Source organism: Roseospirillum parvum, assembly GCF_900100455.1.
Taxonomy (GTDB): Bacteria; Pseudomonadota; Alphaproteobacteria; order Rhodospirillales; family Rhodospirillaceae; genus Roseospirillum; species Roseospirillum parvum.
Genome location: NZ_FNCV01000002.1, coordinates 54,057 through 73,251, shown reverse-complemented (window position 1 = coordinate 73,251; position 19,195 = coordinate 54,057). Strand labels below are relative to the sequence as shown.

The 19,195-nt window shown below is 71.4% G+C and carries 15 protein-coding genes; 10 read left to right on the top strand and 5 right to left on the bottom strand.

From position 1 onward, the window contains the following. The first annotated feature begins 142 nt into the window (after window positions 1–142). The 8 genes from BLR95_RS03385 to cysN all read left to right on the top strand — a co-directional run bounded on the left by BLR95_RS03385 (window position 143) and on the right by cysN (window position 10,924). Window positions 143–943, top strand: a complete 801-nt coding sequence (locus BLR95_RS03385) for an FkbM family methyltransferase (protein WP_176787580.1) — start codon at window positions 143–145, stop codon at window positions 941–943. Continuing rightward, window positions 940–1,953, top strand: coding sequence for an MraY family glycosyltransferase (locus BLR95_RS03380; protein WP_092615455.1), 1,014 nt, complete (start codon window positions 940–942; stop codon window positions 1,951–1,953). The genes BLR95_RS03385 and BLR95_RS03380 overlap by 4 nt, the downstream gene beginning before the upstream one ends. Continuing rightward, window positions 1,950–2,915 carry an NAD-dependent epimerase/dehydratase family protein gene (locus tag BLR95_RS03375; protein WP_245689226.1) on the top strand — a complete coding sequence of 322 codons (966 nt, stop codon included), beginning with the start codon at window positions 1,950–1,952 and terminating at the stop codon, window positions 2,913–2,915. The genes BLR95_RS03380 and BLR95_RS03375 overlap by 4 nt, the downstream gene beginning before the upstream one ends. Further along, window positions 2,912–4,900, top strand: a complete 1,989-nt coding sequence (locus BLR95_RS03370; protein ID WP_092615452.1) for a polysaccharide biosynthesis protein — start codon at window positions 2,912–2,914, stop codon at window positions 4,898–4,900. Before BLR95_RS03375 ends, BLR95_RS03370 begins: the two co-directional genes overlap by 4 nt. Continuing rightward, window positions 4,897–6,186, top strand: coding sequence for an RsmB/NOP family class I SAM-dependent RNA methyltransferase (locus tag BLR95_RS03365; protein WP_092615449.1), 1,290 nt, complete (start codon window positions 4,897–4,899; stop codon window positions 6,184–6,186). The genes BLR95_RS03370 and BLR95_RS03365 overlap by 4 nt, the downstream gene beginning before the upstream one ends. A gap of 273 nt (window positions 6,187–6,459) precedes the next feature. Continuing rightward, window positions 6,460–8,040, top strand: coding sequence for a bifunctional phosphoribosylaminoimidazolecarboxamide formyltransferase/IMP cyclohydrolase (gene purH / locus BLR95_RS03360; protein WP_092615446.1), 1,581 nt, complete (start codon window positions 6,460–6,462; stop codon window positions 8,038–8,040). Continuing rightward, window positions 8,037–9,002, top strand: a complete 966-nt coding sequence (cysD, locus tag BLR95_RS03355) for a sulfate adenylyltransferase subunit CysD (RefSeq protein ID WP_425438431.1) — start codon at window positions 8,037–8,039, stop codon at window positions 9,000–9,002. Before purH ends, cysD begins: the two co-directional genes overlap by 4 nt. Further along, window positions 9,002–10,924, top strand: coding sequence for a sulfate adenylyltransferase subunit CysN (cysN, locus tag BLR95_RS03350; RefSeq protein ID WP_092615440.1), 1,923 nt, complete (start codon window positions 9,002–9,004; stop codon window positions 10,922–10,924). The genes cysD and cysN overlap by 1 nt, the downstream gene beginning before the upstream one ends. 206 nt (window positions 10,925–11,130) lie before the next feature. On the opposite strand, the gene BLR95_RS03345 is transcribed toward cysN, so the two are convergent. Further along, window positions 11,131–12,381 (bottom strand): UbiH/UbiF/VisC/COQ6 family ubiquinone biosynthesis hydroxylase, encoded by a 1,251-nt coding sequence (locus BLR95_RS03345; protein WP_092615437.1) that lies wholly within the window; start codon window positions 12,379–12,381, stop codon window positions 11,131–11,133. Between the two features lie 347 nt (window positions 12,382–12,728). On the opposite strand from BLR95_RS03345, the gene BLR95_RS03340 reads away from it, so the two are divergent. Together BLR95_RS03340 and BLR95_RS03335 are read left to right on the top strand one after the other, a co-directional pair. Further along, window positions 12,729–13,067 (top strand): P-II family nitrogen regulator, encoded by a 339-nt coding sequence (locus BLR95_RS03340; RefSeq protein ID WP_092615434.1) that lies wholly within the window; start codon window positions 12,729–12,731, stop codon window positions 13,065–13,067. 64 nt (window positions 13,068–13,131) lie between these two features. Further along, window positions 13,132–14,481 (top strand): ammonium transporter, encoded by a 1,350-nt coding sequence (locus BLR95_RS03335; protein WP_092615431.1) that lies wholly within the window; start codon window positions 13,132–13,134, stop codon window positions 14,479–14,481. Between the two features lie 307 nt (window positions 14,482–14,788). Here BLR95_RS03335 and BLR95_RS03330 read toward each other — a convergent pair whose 3' ends face one another. The 4 genes from BLR95_RS03330 to BLR95_RS03315 all read right to left on the bottom strand — a co-directional run bounded on the left by BLR95_RS03330 (window position 14,789) and on the right by BLR95_RS03315 (window position 19,194). Further along, on the bottom strand, window positions 14,789–15,412 hold the full coding sequence (locus BLR95_RS03330) for a methyltransferase family protein (RefSeq protein ID WP_092615428.1): 624 nt from the start codon (window positions 15,410–15,412) through the stop codon (window positions 14,789–14,791). A gap of 536 nt (window positions 15,413–15,948) precedes the next feature. Further along, window positions 15,949–17,412: a D-glycero-beta-D-manno-heptose-7-phosphate kinase gene (gene rfaE1, locus BLR95_RS03325; protein ID WP_281241282.1), complete on the bottom strand. Its 1,464-nt coding sequence runs from the start codon at window positions 17,410–17,412 to the stop codon at window positions 15,949–15,951. Continuing rightward, the gene (locus BLR95_RS03320) at window positions 17,405–18,190 is read right to left on the bottom strand and encodes an ABC transporter permease (RefSeq protein ID WP_092615425.1); all 786 of its coding nucleotides are present in this window, start codon (window positions 18,188–18,190) and stop codon (window positions 17,405–17,407) included. Before BLR95_RS03320 ends, rfaE1 begins: the two co-directional genes overlap by 8 nt. Then, window positions 18,187–19,194 carry an ABC transporter ATP-binding protein gene (locus BLR95_RS03315; RefSeq protein ID WP_092615422.1) on the bottom strand — a complete coding sequence of 336 codons (1,008 nt, stop codon included), beginning with the start codon at window positions 19,192–19,194 and terminating at the stop codon, window positions 18,187–18,189. Before BLR95_RS03315 ends, BLR95_RS03320 begins: the two co-directional genes overlap by 4 nt. Window position 19,195: the final 1 nt, after the last annotated feature.

Below are 19,195 nucleotides of genomic sequence, written 5' to 3'. Positions count from 1 at the left end.
CGGGCCGATTCCGGCGTTCGCCCCGACGGTGGGCGGCCGGGCGCTGCCCGCCGGCCGGCCTTGTCGGGGGGCAAGGGTTGTGGCACATCAGGGCCTCGCCACCGGTTTTTCTGATCCTTCAGCCAAGGCACGCCCCGGCGCCATGACCCGTCTGCAACGACTCCTGCTCGGCCTCAACCGGCGGCTGGCGGCCAGCGGCCTGTTGGAGAAGCCCTGGGTGCAACGCCTGTGGCTGCTGCTCTACGATTTCTACAAGGCGCGCCTGGAAGCCCCCGGCACGGCGCATCTGGCCGAGCTGGTGACGCCCGGCAGTCTGGTCCTCGACATTGGCGCCAACGTCGGCTTTTTCGCCCGTCGCTTCGCCGACTGGGCGGGGCCCGAGGGGCTGGTGGTGGCGGTCGAGCCGGGGCCGGACAATCTGGTCCGCCTGTCCCTGCTGCCGGCCCGCCGGGGGGCGGCGCCCATCCGCGTGCTGGCCGCCGCCTGCGCCGAGGCGCCGGGGACGCGGCGCCTGAAGCTGGATGCCGGCAATCCGATGGACCACAAGCTGGCCACCGGCGCGGCGGCCGGGTCCGAGGGGCTGACGGTCGGCGCCACCACGGTCGACGCCCTGGTCGCCCGCCACGCCGCCGGGCGTCCGCTGTCGCTGGTCAAGATCGACGTCCAGGGGGCGGAAAGCCTGGTTCTGGACGGGGCCGCCGAGACCCTGGCCAGCCACCGCCCGGCGCTGCTGGTCGAGGTGACCGACGGCGCCCTCAGGGCCTACGGCGCGTCGGCCGGCGCGCTGCTGGCCCGGCTGCGCGACCACGGCTACCGGCTGTCGATCCCCGACCGCGCCGGCCTGGGGGAACCGCTGGACGACGCCGCCATCCTGGCCCGGGCCGGCGGCCCCGATGGCTATTGCGATGTGCTGGCCCGCCCGGCCGGGGACCCCGCCCGGTGAGCCCCGGGCTTGCCGTGGCCCTGCTCGCCGCCCTGGTCGGGCTGGCCTGGCTGGCCACCGCCGGGGCGCTGCGCTGGCTGCGCCACCGGCAGGTGCTGGACATGCCCAACCACCGCTCGTCGCACCATCTGCCGACTCCGCGCGGCGGCGGGCTGGCGGTGATCGGGGTCGGGCTGGCCGCCCTGCTGGCCCATCATCTGACCTGGGGGGGCGATGGACTGGGGCAGGTCGGCTGGGTGTTGGCGGCGGCCCTGCTGCTGGCCGGAGTGTCGTGGCTCGACGACATCCGGGGCCTGCCCGCCGTGCCCCGCCTGATCGCCCATCTGGCCGCCGCCGGGATTGGCGTGGCGGCGCTGCCCGGCGAGGGGCTGCCCGGCCTGCTGCCGGGCTGGATCGAGGCCCCGCTGCTGGTCGTGGCCTGGGCCGGTTTCCTCAACGTGGTCAACTTCATGGACGGCATCGACGGGATCACCGGGGTGGAAGGGATCGCCATCGCCGCCGGCGCCGCCGTGGTCGGCTGGCAGGCCGCCCTGCCCGGCGACCTCGCGGCGGCCGGGCTGATCGTCGCCTGCGTGCTGCTCGGCTTCCTGCCCTGGAACTGGCACCGGGCCAAGCTGTTCCTGGGCGACGTGGGGAGCATTCCGCTGGGCTATCTGCTCGGCTGGCTGCTGTTGCTGCTGGCCGTCAAGGGACAGTGGGCGGCGGCGCTGATCCTGCCGCTCTATTATCTGGTCGATGGCGGGCAGGCCATTTTGACCCGCCTCATGAAGGGCGAGAACATCCTCACCCCGCACCGCCGCCACGCCTATCAGAAGGCGGTCGACGCCGGCTGGCCGCACGACCGGGTGGCGGCGCTGATCGGGGTCGTCAACCTGGCCCTGGTCGCCCTGGCCCTGGGCAGCGTCGGGGCCGATCCGGCGGGCCAGGGGCTGGCCCTGCTGGCCGCCCTGGGCGTGGTCGGGGTGCTGATCTGGCTGCTTGCCGGCCGCCGCCCCGGGGAGGCCGCATGAGCCCGCCCCTGACCCTGCTGGTCACCGGCGCGACGGGCTTCGTCGGCCGTCATCTGGTGCCCCTGCTGCGCGCGCGCGGCCACACGGTGGTCGCCGCCGGGCGGGCCGAGCATGGCGAGATCGGCCCCGACACCGAGTGGGCGCCGCTGCTCGACGGCGTGGATGGGGTGATCCATCTGGCCGCCCGGGTGCACCAGATGGCCGACCGCGACCCCGATCCGGCGGCCGCCTTCCGCCGGGTCAACGCCGGCGGCACCCGGCGGCTGGCCGAACAGGCCGCCGAGGCCGGGGTGCGCCGGCTGGTGCTGGTCAGCTCGATCAAGGCGATGGGCGAGCACACGCCGCCCGACCGGCCGCTCAGGGCGGGCGATCCGCCGCGCCCGGTGGACCCCTATGGGGCCTCCAAGCTGGAGGCCGAGCGGGCCCTGTTCGCGGTCGCCGGCCGGCAGCGGCTGGAGGCGGTGGTGCTGCGCCCGCCGCTGGTCTACGGGCCGGGGGTGGGGGGCAATTTCACCAGCCTGATGCGGCTCTGCGACAGTGCCCTGCCGCTGCCCCTGGGCGGCCTCGCCAACCGCCGCTCGCTGGTTCATGTGGCCAATCTGGCCCAGGCCCTGGCCCTGGCCGCCGAGCATCCCCAGGCGCCGGGCCGGGTATGGCTGGTTCGCGACGGCCTGGACCTGTCGACGCCGCAACTCATCACCGCCCTGCGCCGTCACCTGGGACGCCCGCCGGGTCTGTTCAGCCTGCCCCAGGGGTGGCTGGCCCGGGCCGCCGGGCTGGCCGGGCAGCGGCCCCGGCTGGAGCGGCTGGCCGGCAGTCTGGTGGTCGACGACACCCCGATTCGCCAGCGCCTGGGCTATGCCCCCACGGTGTCGGTCGAGCAGGGGCTGGCCGAGACGGTGGATGCCTGGCGGGCCACCTGGCCGACCACCCGGCGAGCCGAGCGGGAGAACGGCCGATGAAAAAACCGCGCCTTGCCCCCTTCGCCCTGCTGCCCGGCAACCGGCGGGCCCGGGTGGCCTATGTGCACGACATCACCATGGCCGGGCTGTCGTTTGCCGCCGCCCTGTTCCTGCGGGTCGGCGAGGCGATGCCCTTTTACCCGCCGGAAGTCCTCTATGGCGGGCCGCTGTTGATGGCCCTGATCGGGGTCGTGGTGTTCCGCGCCATGCGCCTGTATCGCGGCGTCTGGCGCTATGCCTCGACCCACGATCTGGTCGCCATCACGCGGGCCGCGACGGCGGTGGTGCTGGTCTTCCTGCTGGCCATGTTCCTGTGGAGCCGGCTCGAGGCGGTGCCCCGCTCGGTCCCCTTCATCAACTGGTTCGTGCTGATGGCCCTGCTCGGGGGGCCGCGCTTCGCCTATCGCATGATCAAGGACGGCCACCTGGGCATCCTGGCCGGGGGATTGGCCGAGGACGGACCAGGGGGCGGGCCGGCTGGAGGAGCAAGAGGCGGGCCAAGGGGCGAGTCGGTGCGCCGCATTCCGGTGCTGCTGGTCGGCGCCGGCGGCGGCGCCGAGTTGTTCATCCGCGACGCCAGCCGGGCCGGCAGCGCCAACCTCTACCGTCCGGTCGGTCTGTTGACCCGGCGGCCGGAGCGCCTGGGGCGGTCGATTCGCGGCATCGGGGTGCTGGGCACCCTGGATGATCTGGCCGCCGTGGTCGCCCGGCTGGAGGCCGAGGGGCGGCGCCCGGAGCGCCTGATCCTGACCAGCGACGACTTCGACGGGGCGACCGTGCGCCGTCTGCTCGATGCGGCGACGGGGCTCAACCTCAGCCTCGCGCGGCTGCCCCGGCTGACCGACTTCCGCGACCACGCCGCCGCCGAGGGGCGGCCCATCGAGGTCCGCCCGGTGGCCCTGGAGGATCTGCTCGGCCGGCCGCAGGCGGTGCTCGACCGGGCCGCCATGGGCCGGCTGGTGGCCGGGCGGCGGGTCCTGGTGACCGGCGCCGGAGGCAGCATCGGCGGCGAGCTGGTGCGCCAGATCGCCGCTCTCGGCCCGGCCCGGCTGACCCTGGTCGACCATGGCGAATACGCCCTTTATGAGATCGACATGGAGATGGCCACCCGGGCCCCCGACCTTCAACGGGTTGCCCGGCTGGCCGACGTGCGCGACCGCGCCGCCGTGGACCGCCTGTTCGCCGCCGAGCAGCCCGAGTTGGTCTTCCACGCCGCCGCCCTGAAGCACGTCCCCATGGTCGAGGCCAACCCGCTGGAGGGGCTGTTGACCAACGCCATCGGCTCGCGCGTGGTGGCCGATGCCTGCCGAGCCCACGGGGTGGCGCTGCTGGTGCAGATTTCCACCGACAAGGCGGTCAACCCGACCAACGTCATGGGGGCCGCCAAGCGCCTCGCCGAGATGTATGGCCAGGCCCTGGACGCCCAGAGCGGTGCCGACACCTGCCGGGTGGTCACCGTGCGCTTTGGCAACGTGCTGGGCTCGACCGGCTCGGTGATTCCGCTGTTCACCCGCCAACTGGCCGCCGGCGGGCCGCTGACCGTGACCCATCCCGAGGTGACGCGCTACTTCATGACCATCCGCGAGGCGGTGGAACTGGTCCTGGAGGCCAGTGCCCTGGGCCTGGAAAGCCCGGCCTACGAGGGGCGCATCTTCGTGCTCGACATGGGCCAGCCGGTGCGCATCGCCGATCTGGCCCGGCAGATGATCCGCCTCGCCGGGCTGGTGCCGGAGCGCGACATCGCCATCGAGTACATTGGCCTGAGGCCCGGCGAGAAGCTGTACGAGGAAATCTTCCACGGCGCCGAGCCGCCCCAGCCGACCGACCACAAGGGCTTGCTGGTCGCCTCGCCCCGGGTGGTGGCGCGCCACTGGCTGGGCGGTCGCCTGGACGCCCTGGAGGCCGCCTGCCGGGCCGGCGACCATGCCGCCGCCCTGGCGGTGGTCGCCGAACTGGTCCCCGAATACGCCCCGGCCGCGTCATGAGCCGGCCCCCCAGGGACTCGCGGGCCGCCGCCCTGGCCCTGCTCACCGGGGTGCTCGACGAGCATCGCACCCTGGACCAGCTCGCCCCCGCCGCCCTGGCCTCTCTGCCGCCGGCCGAGCGGGCCCTGGCCCAGCGCCTCGCCGCCACCACCCTGAAGCGCCTCGGCCAGATCGATGCCCTGTTGGCGCCGCGTCTGCCGCGCGGTCTGAAGAGCCTGCCCCCCGCCGCCCGCGGCGCTCTGCGCCTGGGGGTGGCCCAGCGCTGGTTCGCCGACATCCCGGCCCATGCGGCGATCAACACCTCGGTCAACCTCTTGGGCCGTCAGACCAAGCTCAAGGGGCTGGTCAACGCGGTGCTGCGCCGTCTGGAGGAGAGCGCCGAGGCGACCCTTGCGGCCCAGGACGCGGCCCGCCTGAACACCCCGGACTGGCTGTGGCGGACCCTGGAGGCGCGCTTCGACGGGGCCACCGCGCGGGCCATCGCCAGCGCCCATCTGGCCGAGCCGCCGCTCGATGTCACCCTGAAGCCCGGCCTCGACGCCGCCGAGTGGGCCGGGCGGCTGGGCGCCACGGTGCTGCCCACGGGCAGTCTGCGCCTGCCCCGGGGCGGCGATCTGGCGGCCCGCCCGGGGCATGGCGAAGGCCTCTGGTGGGTGCAGGACGCCGCCGCCGCCCTGCCGGCCCGCCTGCTCGCCCCCCGGCCCGGCGAGGCCATCGCCGATCTGTGCGCCGCCCCCGGCGGCAAGACCCTGCAACTGGCCGCCGCCGGGGCCCGGGTGATGGCGCTCGACAACCAGGAAAAGCGCCTCGTCCGGCTGCACGAGAATCTGGCCCGCACCGGCCTCGAGGCCGAGGTGATCCAGGCCGATGCCGCCACCTGGACGGCGCCCCGGCCGCTCGATGCGGTGCTCTTGGATGCGCCCTGTTCGGCCAGCGGGACGGTCCGCCGCCATCCCGACCTGCCCCATCTGCGCCGGGGCGGCGATGTCGGCCCGCTGCTCGACATCCAGCGCCGTCTTCTGGCCAACGCCGCCGGACTGCTCAGGCCCGGGGGGCGGCTGGTCTATGCCGTCTGCGCCCTGAGCCGCGCCGAGGGGCCTGACCTGATCGCCGACCTGCCGGCGATTGCCCCCGACCTCGCGCCCGATCCGTTCAGTCCGCAGGAACGGGCCAGTCTGCCGGGACTGCTGGTCGAGGGGGCCACCGTCACCACCCATCCCGCCCTGTGGCCCGAGCTGGGCGGGCTGGATGGGTTCTTCATGGCCCGGTTGCGCCGCCGGGGCTGAGCCGCCAAGGGGGCGCCGCCCCCTTGGAACCCCCGCCGGGGGGACCAGGGGCCCCCCGGACCCCCGCCATGAGACAAAACCACCCAGGGGGGCAAGCCCCCCTGGGTGGTTTTGCGTCACGGAGGGGGTCTGGGGGACCCCCTGGGTCCCCCAGCGGGGTTCCAAAGGGGCAGAGCCCCTTTGCGGTCAGCACGGGTGGTGGCGACCGGGCGATGGTGGTATATGGCCGCATCCATCGAGTCGCCTTTCTCCACTTCCAGCCAGGGTTCGTCCATGTCCGAACTGCCCATCCGTCGTGCGTTGCTGTCCGTCTCCGACAAGTCGGGCCTGATTCCCTTCGCCCAGGCCCTGGCCGGGCGGGGAGTCGAATTGTTGTCCACCGGGGGCACCGCCCGCGCCCTGAAGGAGGCCGGCCTGACGGTGATCGAGGTCTCCGAGCACACCGGCTTTCCGGAGATGATGGACGGCCGGGTGAAGACCCTGCACCCGCGCGTCCACGGCGGCCTGTTGGCCATCCGTGGCAACGCGGACCACGACAAGGCGGCGGCCGAGCACGGCATCCCGCCGATCGACCTGCTGGTGGTCAACCTCTACCCGTTCGAGGCCACCCGGGCCTCGGGCGCCGACTACGAGACCTGCGTCGAGAACATCGACATCGGCGGCCCGGCCCTGATCCGCGCCGCCGCCAAGAACCACGTCGCGGTGACGGTGGTGGTCGAGCCGGCCGACTACGATGCCGTGCTGGCCGACATGGCGGCCCACGACGGGGCCACCACCCTGGACACCCGGCGCCGGCTGGCGGCCGCCGCCTATGCCCGCACGGCGGCCTACGACTCGGCCATCTCCGGCTGGTTCGCCGAGCAGTTGGGCGACACCTTCCCGCCCCGCCTGACCCTGGCCGGGGAGCGGGCCCAGGTGCTGCGCTACGGCGAGAACCCGCACCAGAAGGCCGCCTTCTACACCACCGGCGAGGCCCGCCCGGGGGTGGCCACGGCGACCCAGGTGCAGGGCAAGGAGCTGTCGTACAACAACCTCAACGACACCGACGCCGCCTTCGAGCTGGTTGCCGAATTCGCCCAGCCGGCCTGCGTCATCGTCAAGCACGCCAACCCCTGCGGCGTCGCCCTGGCCCCCGACGGCAACATGCTGGAGGCCTACCTCAGGGCCCACGCCGCCGATTCGGAAAGCGCCTTCGGGGGCATCGTCGCCTTCAACCGCACGCTCGATGCCGCCACCGCCGAGGAGATGGCCAAGATCTTCCTGGAGGTCATCATCGCCCCGGAGGTGGACGACGCGGCGCGCGACGTGCTGGCCAGGAAGAAGAACCTGCGCCTGCTGACCACCGGCGGCCTGCCCGACCCGCTGGCCCCGGGGATGACGGTGAAGACCCTGGCCGGCGGCCTGCTGCTCCAGGGGCGTGACGACCGGCTGGTCGCCGACGACCTCAAGGTGGTCACCAAGCGCGCCCCCACCGAGGCCGAGCGGGCCGACCTGATGTTCGCCTTCACGGTGGCCAAGCATGTGAAGTCGAACGCCATCGTCTATGCCCGGGACGGCCGCACGGTGGGCGTCGGCGCCGGCCAGATGAGCCGCGTCAACTCCTCGCGCATCGCCGCCTTCCGGGCCGAACAGGCGGCCCGTCAGGCGGGCGAGACGGAAAGCTGGGCCAAGGGCTCGGTGGTCGCCTCGGACGCCTTCTTCCCCTTCGCCGACGGCCTTTTGGCCGCCGCCGAGGCGGGCGCCACGGCGGTCATCCAGCCGGGCGGCTCGATGCGCGACGACGAGGTCATCCAGGCCGCCGACGAGGCCGGGCTGGCCATGATCATGACCGGCATGCGCCACTTCCGGCACTGAGCGCCCTCTTACCCTCCGCCAGCGGACCCCCCATGACCGACCCCATCGCCGCCCCGGACAGCGCCCGGCTGACCCACCTCGCCCGCCTGGAGGCGGAGAGCATCCACATCATGCGCGAGGTGGTCGCCCAGTTCGACCGCCCGGTGATGCTCTACTCCATCGGCAAGGACAGCTCGGTGATGCTGCACCTGGCCATGAAGGCGTTCTTCCCGGCCCCGCCGCCGTTCCCGCTGCTGCACGTGGACACCACCTGGAAGTTCCGGGAAATGATCGCCTTCCGTGACCGCCGGGTGCGCGAACTGGGGCTCGAGCTTCTGGTCCACACCAACCCCGAAGGCCTCGCCCAGGGGGTGGGGCCGATCAGCCACGGCTCGGCGGTGCACACCGAGGTGATGAAAACCCAGGCCCTGAAGCAGGCGCTGGACCATTACAAATTCGACGCCGCCTTCGGCGGGGCGCGCCGCGACGAGGAGAAAAGCCGCGCCAAGGAGCGCATCTTCTCCTTCCGCACCAAAACCCACCGCTGGGACCCCAAGAACCAGCGCCCGGAGTTGTGGAACCTCTACAACGGCCGGGTGGCCAAGGGCGAAAGCGTGCGCGTCTTCCCGCTCTCCAACTGGACCGAGCTCGACATCTGGCAATACATCTACGTCGAGAACATCCCGGTGGTGCCGCTCTACTTCGCCGCCCCGCGCCCGGTGGTCGAGCGCGACGGGGCGCTGATCCTGGTCGATGACGACCGCCTGCCCCTGGAACCCGGCGAAACCCCGAGCGAACGCTGGGTGCGCTTCCGCACCCTGGGCTGCTACCCGCTGACCGGCGGCGTCGAAAGCCGCGCCGCCAGCCTGCCCGAGGTGATCGCCGAAATGCTGATCGCCACCACCAGCGAACGCCAGGGCCGGGTGATCGACCGCGACCAGGGGGCGAGCATGGAACTGAAGAAGCAGGAGGGCTACTTCTGATGAGCGACTCCCTGCTTGCCGACACCGCCCGCGATGCCGCCGTGGAACGCGTCGAGGCCTACCTCAAGGGCCAGGAAGCCAAGGACCTGCTGCGCGTCCTCACCTGCGGCTCGGTGGACGACGGCAAGTCGACCCTGCTCGGGCGCCTGCTCTACGACTGCCGCCTGCTGTTCGAGGACCAACTGGCCGCCCTGGAAAGCGATTCCGGGCGTTTCGGCACCACCGGCAGCGGCAATCTCGATTTCGCCCTGCTGGTCGACGGGCTGGCCGCCGAGCGCGAACAGGGCATCACCATCGATGTCGCCTACCGCTTCTTCGCCACCGAGAAGCGCAAGTTCATCGTCGCCGACGCCCCGGGCCACGAACAGTACACCCGCAACATGGTCACCGGCGCCTCGACCGCCGATGTCGCCCTGCTGTTGATCGACGCCCGCAAGGGCATGGTCACCCAGACCCGGCGCCACCTGACCATCGCCGGGCTGCTCGGCCTGCGCCACGTGGTGGTGGCGGTCAACAAGATGGATCTGGTCGACTGGGACCAGGGCACCTTCGAGCGCATCGCCGCCGACGTGCGCACCTTCGCCGGCAAGATCAGCCTGCCCGAGGTGACCTGCCTGCCCCTGAGCGCCCTGACCGGGGCCAACGTCTCCACCCCGGCCGGCGAAGTCGCCCCCTGGCACCACGGCCCGTGCCTGCTCGAACACCTGGAAACCCTGCCCGTCGCCGAGCAGGAAAGCACCGGTCCTTTCCGCCTGCCGGTGCAGTGGGTCAACCGGCCGCACCTCGACTTTCGGGGCTTCACCGGCACCGTCACCGGCGGACCGCTGGCCGCCGGGGCCGAGGTGGCGGTGCTGCCGGGCGGCCAGACGGCGCGCGTTTCGCGCATCGTCACCCACGATGGCGACCTTCAGGTGGCCCTGCCCGGGCAGGCCGTCACCCTGACCCTGGACAGCGAGGTGGACGTCTCGCGCGGCGATGTCATCGCCCCCGTCGAGGCCCGCCCCGAGATCGCCGACCAGCTGGCGGCCCACGTGGTCTGGCTGTCCGACACCCCGCTGCTGCCCGGGCGCGGCTACCTGATGCGCCTCGGCCCGGCCCAGGTCGGGGCCCAGGTGACCGAGATCAAGCACGCCCTGAACGTCAACACCCTGGATCATCTGGCCGCCAAGCACCTGGAGCTGAACGACGTCGCCCTGTGCAACCTGGCCCTCGACCGGCCGCTGCCCTTCGATCCCTACAGGGACAACCGCGAGGGCGGCGCCTTCATCCTGATCGACCGGCTGACCAACGCCACCGTCGGCTGCGGCATGATCGACTTCGCCCTGCGCCGGGCCGGCAACATCCACTGGCACACCATGAAGGTGGACCGCGCCGCCCGCGCCAGCGCCAAGGGCCAGCGGCCCTGCGTGCTGTGGTTCACCGGGCTGTCCGGGGCCGGCAAGTCGACCGTCGCCGACCGGGTCGAGCAGATGCTGGCGGCGCGCGGCCGCCACACCATGACCCTGGACGGCGACAACGTGCGCCACGGCCTCAATCGCGACCTCGGCTTCACCGACGAGGACCGGGTGGAAAACATCCGCCGGGTCGGCGAGGTGGCCCGCCTGATGGCCGACGCCGGGCTGATCGTGCTGGTCAGCTTCATCTCGCCGTTCCGCTCCGAACGCCGGCTGGCCCGCGAGCTGATGCCCGACGGCGAGTTCCTGGAAGTGTTCGTCGACGCGCCGCTGGAAGTCTGCGAACAGCGCGACCCCAAGGGCCTGTACAAGAAAGCCCGGGCCGGCCAGATCCCCAACTTCACCGGCATCGGCAGCGCCTACGAGCCACCCGAGAACCCGGAACTGACCCTGGCCGCCGACCAGCACAACCCGGAAGCGCTGGCCGAACAGGTCCTCACCCTCCTCACCACCCGCGGCTTCATCTGAAGACTGGCGCGTGTCGCCAAGGGGGCGCCGCCCCCTTGACCCCCGCCGGGGGGACCAGGGGCCCCCCCGGACCCCCGCCGTGAATCAAAACCCCACAAGGGGGGGCAAGCCCCCCTTGTGGGGTTTTAAGTCATGGTGGGGTCTGGGGAGGCCTCCCGGCCTCCCCAGCGGGGATCAAAGGGGCAGCGCCCCTTTGCCGGCCCGCGTCAGCCGCGCATCAGGCGGGGCAGGGTGCCGGTTTGGCCCATGGCGTGTCGCATGAACAGGCGTTTCAGGTCGGGCCATTTGTCGACCGCTGCCATGCCCAGGTCGCGGGCGGTTCTGAGCAGGGCCATGTCGTTGGAGAACAGGCGGTTGAGGCCATCGGTGACGGCCAGCATCAGCATGTTGTCGAAGCGTCGCCAGCGCACGTAGTCGGTGATCACCTGGGCCCCGCCGACGTCCAGGCCGAGGCGGTGGGAATCGACCACCACCTGGGCCAGGGCGGCGATGTCGCGCAGGCCCATGTTCATGCCCTGGCCAGCGATCGGGTGCATGCCGTGGGCGGCATCGCCGACCAGCACCAACCGGCGGGCGTGATAGGCGGCGGCGTGTTGCAGGCTCAAGGGGTAGCCGAAGCGCGGCCCCAGCGGGCGCACGGCGCCCAGGAAGTCGCCGATGCGGCTTTCCAGCTCGGCCTGGAAGGCGTCGTCGGGCAGTTTCAGGATGGCCGGGGCGAGGCGGCTTCTCTCGGTCCACACCAGCGAGCTGCGGTGGCCCTCGGTGGGATCGTCGGGCAGCGGCAGCACGGCGAACGGCCCGGCCGGCAGGAAATGTTCGAAGGCGCAGCCCTGGTGCGGCTTTTCATGGCCGATGGTCAGCACGATGCCGGTCTGGTGGTAGTCGTACTTGCGCACCCCGATGCCGGCGGCGGTGCGGGTCGGCGAGCCGCGGCCATCGGCGGCGACCACCAAACGGGCGGTGAGGGTGCGGCCATCATCCAGCCGGGCCCGGGCGCCGCCGGCCTCGCGCCTGATCTCGGCGACCCGGGCCGGGGCCAGCCAGGCGAGGGGCTTGCCGGCCGCTTCCAGCTCTTTCAGGCGGGCGTGGATGGCCTCGCGGATGATGCGGTTCTCGGCCATGTGGCCCAGTGGCTCGGTGCCGATCTGCCGGTGGTCGTAGTGCAGGAAGAGCAGCGAGGGGCCATCGGAAACGCGGATGTCCTCGATCGGCTGGGTGTGGCCCGCCATGTGCGGCCAGATGCCGGTGCCGGCGAACACCTTCTGTCCGGCCAGGGCGATGGCCGAGGCCCGGCCATCGTGCGCCGGGGCGGTCAGGGTGGCCGGGTCCTCGGTGTCGATCAGGGCGGTGGACACGCCGTCCTGGGCCAGGGCGGCGGCCAGGGTGCCACCGACCAGCCCGCCGCCGACGATCAGCACATCCACGTCAAGCGGCGGGGCGGGGTGGGTCTGGGGCATCGGGTGGCATCCGTGCAGGGAAGGGGCGGGGGAGGCTTGAATGACTCCAAGATGGCGGCCCCTGGGGCGGCTGTCCAGGGGGTGGGCCGGCGCGGGCCGTCTGCCCAAGAAAACAGCAGTGTTTAATTATTGTGCAACGGGTGGGGTGCCACGGGGGCCGCCCGCGACTCGGAGGGTGCAGGGTAAGCATCTGGAAAATCGTAAAATTTTCCGCATCCCTCCGACTGGCACGGGGCTTGAAAACAGCTTGGTGACGGGTCGTCCGCCGGGCGGCCTGCGAGCCGCGCCGCCTGGGGACGTTCCCCGGCGGACAACCGCCAGACATCAACCGTGAGAGGGATCGCGAGATGAAGCTTGTCATGGCCGTCATCAAGCCGTTCAAGCTCGACGAAGTGCGCGAGGCCTTGGTCGGCCTCGGCCTTCAGGGCCTGACCGTCAGCGAGGTCAAGGGCTTTGGTCGCCAGAAGGGGCAGACCGAGGTCTATCGTGGCGCCGAGTACGAGGTGCACTTCCTGCCCAAGGTGAAAGTTGAAGTGGCCGTGGAGGATTCCATGGTCGACCGGGTGGTCGAGACCATCCGCGGCGCCGCCCTGACCGAGAAGATCGGCGACGGCAAGATTTTCGTGCTCGACGTCCTCAAGGCCGTGCGCATTCGCACCGGCGAGTCGGACAGCCAGGCCCTCTAAGGCCCGAACCCGAAACCCTTCCCGAACACACTCGAAAAGACGTTCCGACGAGAAGGAAAGACCAATGCGCATTGATCGCACGTATCTGAGCGCCGGGATCGCCGCCGCCCTGGGGGCCATGACCCTGGGCGCCGCCCCGGCCGCCGCCCAGGAGCCGGCGTTCTTCGATCTGGCCGAGGGCCAGTACATCCTGAACAGCTTCTCCTTCCTGGTGCACGGCTTCCTGGTCATGTTCATGGCCTGCGGCTTCGCCATGCTGGAAGCCGGCCTGGTCCGCACCAAGAACACCTCCATGCAGCTTCTGAAGAACGTGATGCTGTATTCCACCTCGGGCATCATGTTCTACATCGTCGGCTACCAGCTGATGTACAACATCGACGCCGGCGGCTTCCTCGGCGTGCCCGGCATCTGGTCGATCGCCGGCGACAACGCCATCATCGACGGCGCCTCGATCGGCGAGGCCGGCTATTCGGACGCCTCCGACTGGTTCTTCCAGATGGTGTTCGTGGCCACCGCCGCCTCGATCGTCTCCGGCACCCTGGCCGAGCGCATCAAGCTGTGGCCGTTCGCCATCTTCGTGGTCGTGCTGACCGCCATCATCTACCCCATCCAGGGCTCCTGGCAGTGGGGCGGCGGCTGGCTGGCCGAGGCCGGCTTCTCCGACTTCGCCGGCTCGACCCTGGTCCACTCGTGTGGTGGCTGGGCCGCCCTGGCCGGCGCCATCCTGCTCGGCGCGCGTAAGGGCAAGTACGGGGCCGACGGCCGCGTCCACCCGATGCCGGGCGCCAACCTGCCGCTGGCCACCCTGGGCACCATGATCCTGTGGCTGGGCTGGTTCGGCTTCAACGGCGGCTCGCAGCTCGCCATGGGCACCGGCGCCGACGTCGCCTCGATCGCCAAGATCTACATGAACACCAACCTGGCCGCCGCCGGCGGTCTGGTCATGGCGGTCATCCTCACCCAGGTGATGTACAAGAAGGTCGACCTGACCATGGCCCTCAACGGCGCCCTGGCCGGTCTGGTCTCGATCACCGCCGAGCCGCTGACCCCGGTCCCCGGCCTGTCGATCCTGATCGGTGCCGTGGGCGGCGTGATCGTCGTCTTCGCCGTGCCGCTGCTCGACAAGCTCAAGATCGACGACGTGGTTGGCGCCATCCCGGTCCACCTGTTCGCCGGTATCTGGGGCACCATCGCCGTGGTCCTGTCCAACCCGGGCACCAACATCGGCTCGCAGCTGCTGGGCATCTTCGCCATCGGCGCCTTCGTCTTCGCCGTCTCCTTCGCCGTCTGGTTCATCCTCAAGATGACCCTCGGCATCCGGGTCAGCGAGGAAGAGGAAGAGCTCGGCCTCGACAAGGTGGAACTGGGCCTCGAAGCCTACCCCGAATTCGGACGCGGCTCCGCCAAGGCCTAAGACAAACCCTCCGATCAGAAAACACTACCGACGGCCCGCCCCCCACGGCGGGCCGTCGCCGCTTCGAGGACCCCCCAGGCGTGGAGTGTGGGGCCCTGCCAAGGGGGCGCTGCCCCCTTGGAACCCCCGCCGGGGGGACCAGGGGCCCCCCCGGACCCCCGCCGTGACTTAAAACCCCACCCAGGGGGGCAAGCCCCCCTGGGTGGGGTTTTGATTCATGGTGGGGTCTGGGGAGGCCCCCGGCCTCCCCAGCGGGGTTCAAAGGGGCAGCGCCCCTTTGCATGGCTCCACGTCCCACGCCTGGGGGTCACTCGACCCAAGCGCGGCCTTTCCAGGGGATCAGGGCGGGCACGGTGTTGCGGTAGCGGGTGTAGTCCTCGCCGAACAGGCGGGTGAGTTTCCTTTCCTCGTGCCGGCTGCCCAGCCAGAAATACAGGGTCGCCCAGATGGCGGTGGCCAGCCCGGCCTCGGTGAAGGCCAGGCCCCAGAAGATCAGGATGCCGGCGCTGTACAGCGGGTGACGGACGTAGCGGTGCGGGCCGACCCGGTGCAATGGCTCCTCGTCGGACTCGGCGTGGCCCTCGTGAGCACCCTTGAGCTGGGTCACCCCCAGCAGGCGCATGCCGTCATAGTAGCCGGCGAACCACACCATCAGCCCAACCCCCAGCACCCCCACCGCGCCCATCGCCCACGGCGCCCAGTCAGGCAGCGGCAGCGGCTGGCCAGCCGGCAGCAGCCAGCCACCCAGCGCCATCACCAGCAGGATGTGCAAGGTCGAGATGACATTGTAGACAATCCGCCACCAGGCCCCGAACAGAGGCTTGAAACGCCGCTCCGCCGCCGGCCCGGCCAGCCACGAATGGCTAAGCCCGAAACTGAGCCAGCCCAGGCCATACAAGGCATGGGCCAGGGGATCAAAAGGCAGGGACATCGAACACCCTCCGTTGCGAATGGACAGCAGACCCTAACCACCAAGCCTGAACGACGCCTTGCGTCCGGTCAAAGGGGGGGAAGCTTGGGCTCCGCGCGCGGGGCTCCGCCCCGCACCCCGCCGGGGGGACAGGGTCCCCCCGGACCCCGCCAATTCGTTGGTGCCAAACCGCGCCGGTGAACGGCTTGCCCGCTAGGGGTTAATTACGCGGGCCAGCTTTGCTGGCCCGCAACCAAAAACCTACCGACCGCGTCGACACGCCGACCGACCACAGAGCCTTGGGCCCATGGTTGTTTAAGCAGGCCGGCCAAGCCGGCCTGCTTAAACACCCCGAAACGCGCTTCAGAGTGCCTTCGGCTATCGGAGGCGTGTTTCTCTGGGGGGTGTTTCAGCAGGCCAGCAAAGCTGGCCTGCAACCAAAAAACCGGAGCACCCTGCTCATCCCGAGCGTTTCGCACCAACGAAATGGCGGGGGTCCGGGGGACCGCCTTCGGTCCCCCGGCGGGGTCAGGGGCGGAGCCCCTTTTGTGCCTTCTTCAGCCTTTCAGCCGTTGCACGGTGCTGGTGGTCGAGTGGCCTTCCTTCAGCCGGGCCAGGTGGACGCGGCCGCCCCGGGCTTTCACCTCGGCGGCGCCGACCACTTGGTCCTCGGTATAGTCGGCGCCTTTGACCAGCACGTCGGGGGCCAGGGCCTTGATGAGGGAGAGCGGGGTATCCTCGGCGAAGATGACCACGGCATCGACGGCGGCCAGCCCGGCCAGCACGGTGGCCCGGGCGGCTTCGTTCTGGATCGGCCGTTCGGGGCCTTTCAGGCGTTTTACCGAGGCGTCGGAGTTGAGGCCGACGACCAGCCGGTCGCACTGGCCCCGGGCCTCGGCGAGCAGCGACAGGTGGCCCGGGTGGAGCAGGTCGAAGCAGCCGTTGGTGAAGCCGATGCGCTGGCCGCGGGCCCGCCAGTCGGCGAGCCGGCTCTGTGCCGCGTCGAGCGAGAGCAGCTTGTGCTCGGCCCGCCACAGGTCCTGGTGGTGGAGGGCGGCCAGCACCTCGTCGGCGCTGGCGGTGGCGGTGCCCACCTTGCCGACCACGATGCCGGCGGCGACGTTGGCCAGCCGCGCCGCCTCGGGCAGGGCGAGGCCGCCGGCCAGGGCGGCGGCCAGGGCGGCGACCACGGTATCGCCGGCGCCGGAGACGTCGAACACCTCGCGCGCCCGGGCCGGCAGGTGGAGGGTGCCCGCGCCCTCGATCAGGCTCATGCCGTGCTGGCTGCGGGTGATCAGGATGGCTTCGGCGCCGCTGGCCGCGCACAGGGCCTGGCCGGCGGCGGCCACCTGGGCGTCGGTCTCGGTGGGCAGGTCGCTGGCCAGGGCGGCTTCGGCGCGGTTGGGGGTGATCACCCGGGCGCCGCGATAGCGGCTGAAGTCGCGCCCCTTGGGGTCGACCACCACCGGCACGCCGAGGGCGCGCGCGGCGTCGATCAGGCGGCCGGTGAGGTCGGCGGTGAGCAGGCCCTTGCCGTAGTCGGAGAGGACCAGGGCGCCGGCCCCTTGCAGGGCGGCCTCGGCGTGCTCGGCGATCTGGTCCAGAACCGGTTGGGCCAGCGGCTCGGCGGTTTCCTCGTCGGCCCGCAAAAGTTGCTGGTTGGCGGCGAAATAGCGGGTTTTGATGGTGGTCGGCCGGCCCGGCTGGCGGGCCAGATGGACGCTCGCCCCCAACTCGGCGAGCAGGCGGGCCACCTCGTCGCCCGCCGTGTCGTCGCCGACGGCGGCCAGGAAGTGGGGCACGGCACCCAGGGCGGCCAGATTGCGGGCCACGTTGCCGGCTCCGCCCAGCATGGAGGTGCGCCGCTCGATGGCCAGCACGGGGATGGGCGCTTCCGGGCTGATTCGCCCGACCGAGCCGTAGACGAAGCGGTCCAGCATGAGGTCGCCGACGCAGACCACCGGCGCCCCGGCGAGGCGGCCGAGCAGCTCACCCAGATCGGCGGCGGGGGTGTCAGCCAAGGGGGGCGCCCTCCTCGCGCACCCCGACCCGCTGCGCCGAGGCGATCATGCCGGCGATCACCCAGGCGGCGGTGATGCCCAGGGCGGAGAGCACCCCGGGCTGGGCCAGGGCCTCGGCGGCGGGGGCATAGAAGCCGGCGCGCAGCAGGGTCATGGCGTGGGTGACCGGGTTCAGGGTGGTGATGACATCCAGCCAGCCGGGCAGGTTGCTGAGCGGGAACATGGCCCCGGAGAGGATCCACAACGGCATCAGGAAGATCATCATGAAGGCGTGAAAGCCCGAGGTCGAGCGCATCCCCCAGCCGAAGGCAAAGCCCAGGGTGGTGAAGCCCAGGCTGCACAGGATCATCGAGCCGATGACCAGGGCGCTGCCCGAGACGGTCAGCGGCAGGCCCAGGAAGGGGGCGGCGAGCAGCAGCAGGAAACTTTGGAACAGGGCGATGCCGGCGCTGCCCAGCACCTTGCCCAGCACGATGGCCAGGCGCGGCACCGGGGCCACCACCACGCCCTGCAAAAAGCCCTGGTCGCGGTCCTCGATGACGGTGATGACCGAGAACACCGAGGTGAACAGCATCATCATCATCAAAACGCCGGGGTAGAAGTACTCGAGGTAGGTCATCTCCGACAGCCCCGGCCCCTGGAAGCTGGGGGTGAAGCCCGAGCCCAGGAACAGCCAGAACAGCACCGGCTGGCCCAGGCTGCCGGCGACCCGGTGCGGCTGGCGCACGAAGCGGATGAACTCGCGCCGGGCCAGGGTGAGGATGGTCGAGGTCATCATGCGGCGCGCTCGTCTTGACTGGTCGGGGGGCTGTCCGGAGCGTCGGGCAGGCCCTTGCCGGTGACGTGGACGAAGACGTCCTCGAGGCTCGGCTCGCGCACCGCCACCCCGGCGATGCAATGGCGGTGGTTTTCCAGGATGGTCTTGATGAGGGCCACCGAGCGCCCGGGGGGCAGGTCTTCCAGGCGGATTTCCTCGCCGTAGACGCGCGGCGGGATGTCGGGCGCCGAGGCCGCCAGATCGCCGGCCAGGGCCTGAAGGTCGCAGCCCTCGGCCGGCTCGACGACGACCATTTCGCGCCCCACCCGGCTTTTCAGGTTGCGCGGGGTGTCGTGGGCGAGCAGGCGGCCATCGCACAGGATGGCCACGCTGTCGGCCTCGCCGGCCTCGGAAAAGACGTGGCTGGTCATCAGCACGGTCAGGCCGCGCTCTTCCTTCAGCGTGGTCAGGGCCTTGATGAAGGCGCGCCGGCTGGCCGGGTCGAGGCCGCTGGTCGGCTCGTCGAGCAGCAGCACGGAGGGCCGGGTCATCAGCACCTTGGCCAGCTCGACCTGCCGCATCAGCCCGCCGGAAAGGGTTTCGACGCGCTCGTTCAGGCGGTTTGCGAGGTCGGTCCAGGCCAGCGCCTCGTCGCGGCGGGCCTGCCGCTCGGCGCCCTTCAGGCCATAGAGGTCGGCGTGGATGGCCAGGTTCTCGGCGACGCTCAACTGGCGGTCCACGGCCGGGCTCTGGAAGACCACGCCGAGGTGGGCCCGCGCCGCCGCCGGGTCGGCCGCGATGTCGATGGGCTGGCCCTCGGGCAGGGTCAGCCACAGCTTGCCGGCGCTTGGCCGGGCCAGCCCGCAGAGCAGGCGGAACAGGGTCGACTTGCCGCTGCCGTTGGGCCCGGAGAGGACGCAGAACGCCCCGGCCGGCACCTCCATCGACAGCGCGTCCAGGGCCAGCCGCCCGGGCTGACCCCGGCGCCCGGTGTAACGGTGGGAGATATCCTCGATACGGATCATG